Origin of the sequence: Thermomonas sp., from assembly GCF_047606765.1 — a bacterium.
GTDB lineage: Bacteria > Pseudomonadota > Gammaproteobacteria > Xanthomonadales > Xanthomonadaceae > Thermomonas.
On the sequence record NZ_JASGED010000074.1, the window covers coordinates 24,025 to 30,697 of the forward strand.

General features: G+C 66.3%; 3 protein-coding genes. 2 read left to right on the forward strand and 1 reads right to left on the reverse strand.

What is annotated here, in order from left to right:
• Positions 1-30: 30 nt before the first annotated feature.
• The gene (gene mfd / locus QM612_RS07305; protein ID WP_415253240.1) at positions 31-3,270 is read left to right on the forward strand and encodes a transcription-repair coupling factor; all 3,240 of its coding nucleotides are present in this window, start codon (positions 31-33) and stop codon (positions 3,268-3,270) included.
• A gap of 141 nt (positions 3,271-3,411) precedes the next feature.
• On the opposite strand, the gene QM612_RS07310 is transcribed toward mfd, so the two are convergent.
• Positions 3,412-4,743: a dicarboxylate/amino acid:cation symporter gene (locus QM612_RS07310; protein ID WP_415253238.1), complete on the reverse strand. Its 1,332-nt coding sequence runs from the start codon at positions 4,741-4,743 to the stop codon at positions 3,412-3,414.
• Between the two features lie 104 nt (positions 4,744-4,847).
• Here QM612_RS07310 and QM612_RS07315 point away from each other — a divergent pair, with 104 nt between their 5' ends.
• Entirely contained in the window at positions 4,848-6,551 is a 1,704-nt protein-coding gene (locus QM612_RS07315) for an alkaline phosphatase (RefSeq protein ID WP_415253239.1), read from the forward strand.
• Positions 6,552-6,673 lie beyond the last annotated feature (122 nt).

The window sequence follows — 6,673 nt, forward strand, 5'->3', positions numbered from 1 at the left end:
GGCGTGGTGGTGGTGCCCATCGCCACCCTGATGCAACGCCTCGCCCCGCGCGGTCACGTGCTGGGCAACCGCTTCAGCGTGCGCGTGGGCCAGCGCATGGACATGGATGCGGAAAAGCGCCGGCTGGAATCCGCCGGCTACCGCAACGTGCCGCAGGTGTTCGACCCCGGCGACTTCGCCGTGCGCGGTGGCCTGCTGGACGTGTATCCGATGGGCGCGGACGCGCCGTTCCGGGTGGAATTGCTGGATGACGAAATCGACAGCATCCGCGCCTTCGATCCGGAAACCCAGCGCTCGCAGGAAAAGATCAACGCCATCGAGCTGCTGCCGGGCCGCGAAGTGCCGATGAGTGATGCCAACGTGCAACGCGCGCTGGATACGTTGCGCGAACGCTTCGACATCGACACCCGCCGCAGCGCACTGGTGCAGGACCTGAAGGCTGGCCTTGCGCCCGCCGGCATCGAGTACTACCTGCCGCTGTTCTTCGACCGCCCGCGCGGCGCGGACACCAGCACCGCCACCTTGTTCGACTATCTGGCACCCAACGCACTGCCACTGGTTTGCGATGGCGCATTCGATGCCGCCGAACATGCGTGGAAGCAGATCGGCGAACGCTACGAGCAATTGCGCCACGACGTGGAACGCCCGCTGTTGCCACCCGCCGAACTGTGGCTGTCGCCGGATGCACTGCGCGAAGTGTTGAACCGCGACGCACGCATCGAAGTCTGCGGCGACGCACACCCGCGCCATGGCGAAGCGCATGCGCTGCCGGTGCAGCCCGCGCCCGCCTTGCCACTGGCCGCGAAGGATCACGCGCCGGGCGAAGCGCTGCGCGCGTTCCTGTCAAACTATCCGGGCCGCGTACTGGTGGCTGCCGATTCGCCGGGGCGGCGCGAGGCCTTGCTGGAAGTGATGCAGGCGGCGGGGTTGAAGCCGGAAGTCGTCGAAAGCTGGCCCGCTTTTGCTTTTGCTCGTCATTCCGGCGAAAGCCGGAATCCAGCTCTTGCTTTTCACGATGAGAGTCAAAAGCTGGATTCCGGCTTTCGCCGGAATGACGGTGTTGGGGATTCCCGCTTTCGCCGGAATGACGAGCGTAACTTCGCCATCGCCGTCGCCCCCTTCGATGACGGCTTCGCGCTGGACGCACCGCAACTGTGCGTCCTCACCGAACGCCAACTGTTCCCCGAACGCGCATCGCAGCCGCGCCGCCGCAAGCGCGCGGGCCGCGAACCTGAAGCCATCATCCGCGACCTCGGTGAGCTCACCCTCGGCGCGCCCATCGTCCACGAGGATCACGGCGTGGGGCGTTATCGCGGCCTCATCGCGATGGACGTCGGCGGCATGCCGGGCGAGTTCCTCGACATCGAATACGCCAAGGGCGACCGCCTGTACGTCCCAGTGGCGCAACTCGACCGCATCAGCCGCTATTCCGGCGCGAACCCCGACACTGCGCCGCTGCACAACCTGGGCGGCGAACAATGGGCGAAGGCGAAGAAGAAAGCCGCCGAAAAAGTCCGCGACGTTGCCGCCGAGTTGCTTGAAATCCAGGCCAAGCGCCACGCCCGGCAAGGCCTTGCCATCGACGTGGACCGCGCGATGTACGAGCCCTTCGCCGCCACCTTCCCGTTCGAGGAAACCCCCGACCAGCACGCCGCCATCGAAGCCGTGCTGCGTGACCTTGCCTCTTCGCAACCCATGGATCGCGTGGTCTGCGGCGACGTCGGCTTCGGCAAGACCGAAGTCGCGGTGCGCGCCGCCTTCGCCGCTGCAAGCAGCGGCAAGCAGGTCGCCGTGCTGGTGCCGACCACCCTGCTGGCCGAACAGCATTACCGCAACTTCCGCGACCGCTTCGCCGACTGGCCGCTGCGCGTGCAAGTGCTGTCGCGCTTCAAGTCGAAAAAGGAAATCGAAGCCGAATTGCAGAAGCTGGCCGAAGGCAAGCTGGACGTGATCGTCGGCACCCATCGCCTGCTGCAACCAGACGTGAAGTTCGCCGACCTTGGTTTGGTCATCGTCGATGAGGAGCAACGCTTCGGCGTGCGCCAGAAGGAAGCGCTGAAGAAGCTGCGCGCCAACGTCCATTTGCTCACGCTCACTGCCACGCCCATCCCGCGCACGCTGAACATGGCGATGAGTGGCCTGCGTGATCTTTCGATCATCGCAACGCCGCCAGCGAACCGGCTGGCCGTGCAGACCTTCGTCCACGTCTGGGACGACGCCCTGCTGCGTGAAGCCTTCCAGCGCGAACTGGCGCGTGGCGGGCAGGTGTATTTCCTGCACAACGACGTGGAAAGCATCGGCCGCATGCACGACGAATTGCAGGTACTGGTGCCCGACGCCCGCATCGGCATCGCCCATGGCCAGATGCCAGAGCGCGAACTGGAACGGGTGATGCTGGACTTCCACAAGCAGCGCACCAATGTGCTGCTGTGTTCGACCATCATCGAATCCGGCATCGACATCCCCAACGCCAACACCATCCTCATCAACCGCGCCGACAAGTTTGGCCTTGCCCAGTTGCACCAGTTGCGCGGGCGCGTCGGGCGCAGCCACCATCGCGCCTATGCCTATCTGCTGGTGCCCGATGGCCGCAACATCACCAGCGATGCGAAGAAGCGGCTGGATGCGATCAGCTCGATGGACGAACTCGGCGCAGGCTTCACCCTTGCCACCCACGACCTGGAAATCCGTGGCGCAGGCGAACTGCTGGGCGAAGACCAGAGCGGCCAGATGGCGGAAATCGGCTTCAGCCTTTACACCGAACTGCTGGAACGCGCGGTGCGCAGCATCAAGCAGGGCAAGCTGCCGGACGTGGACGATGCCGACCGCCATGGTGCGGATGTTGACCTGCACGTCCCCGCACTGATCCCGGACGACTACCTGCCCGATCCGCACGCGCGCCTGACGCTTTACAAGCGCATCAGCGCCGCGCGCGATGTGGATGCCCTGCGCGAATTGCAGGTGGAGATGATCGACCGCTTCGGCCTGCTGCCGGATGCCGGCAAGCATCTGTTCGCCATCGCCGAACTGAAGCTGGAAGCCACGCGCCTGGGCATCCGCAAACTCGACCTTGGCGGCACCAGCGGGCGCGTGCAGTTCATCGAAAAACCCAACGTCGATCCGATGGCGGTGATCCGCCTGATCCAGGGCCAGCCGAAGCATTACCGCATGGACGGCCCGGACAAGCTGCGCATCACCCTGGAACTGCCGGACGCTGCAACCCGCTTCAACGCCGCGCGCGGCCTGCTGACGGCGTTGGCACCGGGCTAGGGAAGTCTGAGCAAGCCGTCATTCCGGCGAAAGCCGGCATCTTTTCACGGACGGATGTCCGTGTATCCAGCTCTTCGCTCATTAAAAATGCTGGATCCCGGCTTTCGCCGGGATGACGTTCCGAGAGTTGTTCAGTGGAACTTAGTTGCCGGCGGCTTCGCCTTCGTCCAGACCCACGTCGGTGGATGCGGCTTCATAGATGCCGCGATCAAGCATGCCGGTTTCCTTCGCCACCAGCGTCGGCACCAGTATCTGGCCGGTGACATTGGTCATCGTGCGCATCATGTCCAGCACGCGGTCGATGGCGTACAGATAGCCGATGGCTTCCAGCGGCAGGCCGGCGGATGCCAACACGACTGTTGCCATGATGACCGCCGTGCCCGGCACGCCTGCGGTGCCGAAGCTGCCCAGCACCGAGGCCAGCGCGATCAACAGGTATTGCGATGCCGACAGTTCAGTGCCCGTGTACTGCGCGATGAACACCGCCGCCAGCGCCGGATAGATCGCGCCGCAGCCGTCCATCTTGATGGTCGCGCCCAGCGGCACCGCGAACGCGGCGTAGTCCTTGTTGACGCCGAGATTGTGGGTGGCGCAACGCAGCGATACCGGCAGCGCGGCGAAGCTGCTGGATGCCACGAACGCCACCTGCATGCCCGGCGCTGCACCACGGAAGAACTTCAGCGGGTTCAGCCCGTGCGCCAGCAATAGGCCGCTATAGACCACCACGATGTGGAAGGCGCAGGCCGCGTACAGCGCCACCACGAACATCAGCAGCGGACGCAGTTGCTCGAAGCCGTAGCCGCCCACCAGCGCGGCGATCAGGCCGAAGGTGCCCAGCGGCGTGAACTCCAGCACGTAGCGGGTGACCTGGATCATCACCTCGCTGGCCTCGCCGACCAGCTTGCGGATGCCGGCAACCTTCTCGCCCAGCTTCACCATCGCAAAGCCCACCAGCCCGGCGAAGAAGATCACCTGCAACACCGTGCCACTGCGCGGCACCAGTACCTTCATGCCGTCGCTGGTCTTTGCGACCGCCGCGCCACCCAGCGCCTGGAACGGGTTGGACGGCACCAGGTTGAGCAGCATGTCCAGCACGCCGGGCACCTGCTTTTCCTTGTAATCGGAGGCAATCTGCAGCACGCCCACGCCAACGCCGGGCTTGATGACCCAGCCGAAGGCCAGCCCCACGCCCACTGCCAGCGCGGCGGTGATCGCAAACCACAGGAACGTGCGGCCGGCCAGCGCGGCGATGGACTTCTGCCCGCTGAGCGATGCCACCGCATTGATGACCGCGAAAAATACCAATGGCACCGCGATCATCATGATGAGGGTGACGTAGAGGTCACCAATCGGGCCAAACCAGACTTCCGCGTCCTTGCCGAACGCCCAGCCCGCCAGCGCGCCCAGCACGAAGCCGAGCACCACGCGCTTCCAGAACTTGATGCGGAACCACCAGTCGAACATGCGCTTCATCCCTCGATGCAGACCGCGACGATACCCGAGCGCCGCCACCGGCGGCAGTGCCCGCGATGGAACGCGGCAACGCCTTCGCCATGCCACATCGGCATAATGGCCCGATGAACGCCGCCAAGCCTCGCCTCCACGCCGTCCTTTCCTTCGCCTGCACATTCGCGCTTGCCGCGTGCGCCAGCGCGCCGCCCGCGCCCGTGACGCCCGCATCCGCCATCACGGTGGACGTGCCCGCCATCCAGCGCCCGAGTGGTGAAACTGCCGCATGGTGGTTCCGCGACGGTGCCGCGCAGGCCGCTTCACGCGGCGCGATGAGCGGGCGCGCGAAGAACGTCATCATCTTCCTGGGCGATGGCATGAGCCTGACCACGGTCGCCGCCGCACGCATCTTCGAAGGCCAGCGCAAGGGCGGCAGTGGCGAGGAAAACCGGCTGAGCTGGGAAACCTTCCCGGCCACCGCGCTCAGCCGCACCTACAACACCGATGCGCAGACGCCGGATTCGGCAGGCACCATGAGCGCAATCGCGACCGGCGTGAAAACCCGCTCCGGCGTGTTCGGCATCGACCAGACCCCGCGTTACGGCGACTGCAAGGGCGCGCTGGCATCGCCCGTGCTCAGCCTGTGGGAACTGGCCGCAAGCAGCGGCATGGCGGCTGGCGTGGTCAGCACCGCGCGCATCACCCATGCCACCCCCGGTGCCACCTACGGCCATACCGCCGACCGTAACTGGGAAAGCGACGGCGACCTGCCCGACGACGCCCGCGCCGCCGGTTGCATCGACATCGCCCGGCAACTGGTGGAAACCCCGTTTGCGGGCGGCTTCAACGTGCTGATGGGCGGCGGGCGCGGCAACTTCATCCCGGCCACGCAGCGCGACCCGGAATACCCGGAGCAGACCGGCAGGCGCAAGGACGGGCGTGACCTGACCGCCGACTGGCTGCGCCGCAATCCCGGTGGCACATTTGCATGGAACACCGCGCAAGTCGAAGCCGCACCGCAGGACAAGCCACTGCTGGCGCTGTTCCAGCCCAGCCATATGCAGTACGAGCACGACCGTGCCAAGGATGCCGGCGGCGAGCCGTCACTGGCGCAGATGACCCGCGCCGCCATCGCGCGGCTGTCGCGCAACCCGGCGGGCTACGTGCTGCTGGTCGAAGGCGGGCGCATCGACCACGCCCACCACGACGGCAATGCCTTCAACGCGCTGTCGGAAACCGTGGCGATGAGCGATGCCGTGCGTGCAGCGGTTGAAGCCACCTCCGCCGATGACACCCTGATCCTGGTCACCGCCGACCATGCCCACACGCTGACCTTCGCCGGCTATCCCGTGCGCGGCAATCCCATCCTCGGCAAGGTGCGCGGCATCCCCGGCAAGGACGGCGAACCCGCGCGCCTGACCACCGACCGGCTGGGCCTGCCCTACACCACGCTGGGTTACGCCAACGGCCCCGGCTACACCGGCGCCAGCGCATCGCAGCCGGCAGGCCCCAAGCGCCACCCGCATGCGGCCAAGGACTACCAGCCTGCCATCGGACGCCCTGACCTGACCCACGTCGATACCGAAGCCCCGGACTACATGCAGGAATCCGTGCTGCCGCTGGGCAGTGAAACCCACGGCGGCGAAGACGTCGGCATCTGGGCGCGTGGCCCCGGCAGCGATGCGGTGCGCGGCAGCGTGGAACAGAACGCGATCTTCCACTTCGCCGTGCAGGCCACCCCGCGCCTGCGCGCCGCGCTGTGCGGCAAGGGCCTGTGCGATGCCAACGGCGTGCCGGTGGCATTGCCGAAGATCGGGGATTTCAGGCCGTAGCGTTGGGGCCTGCTCCGGCCGCGACGCTGCACCTTCGCCTACCTTCGCCTACCTTCGCCTACCTTCGCCTACCTTCGCCTACCTTCGCCTACCTTCGCCTACCTTCGCCTACCTTCGCCTAC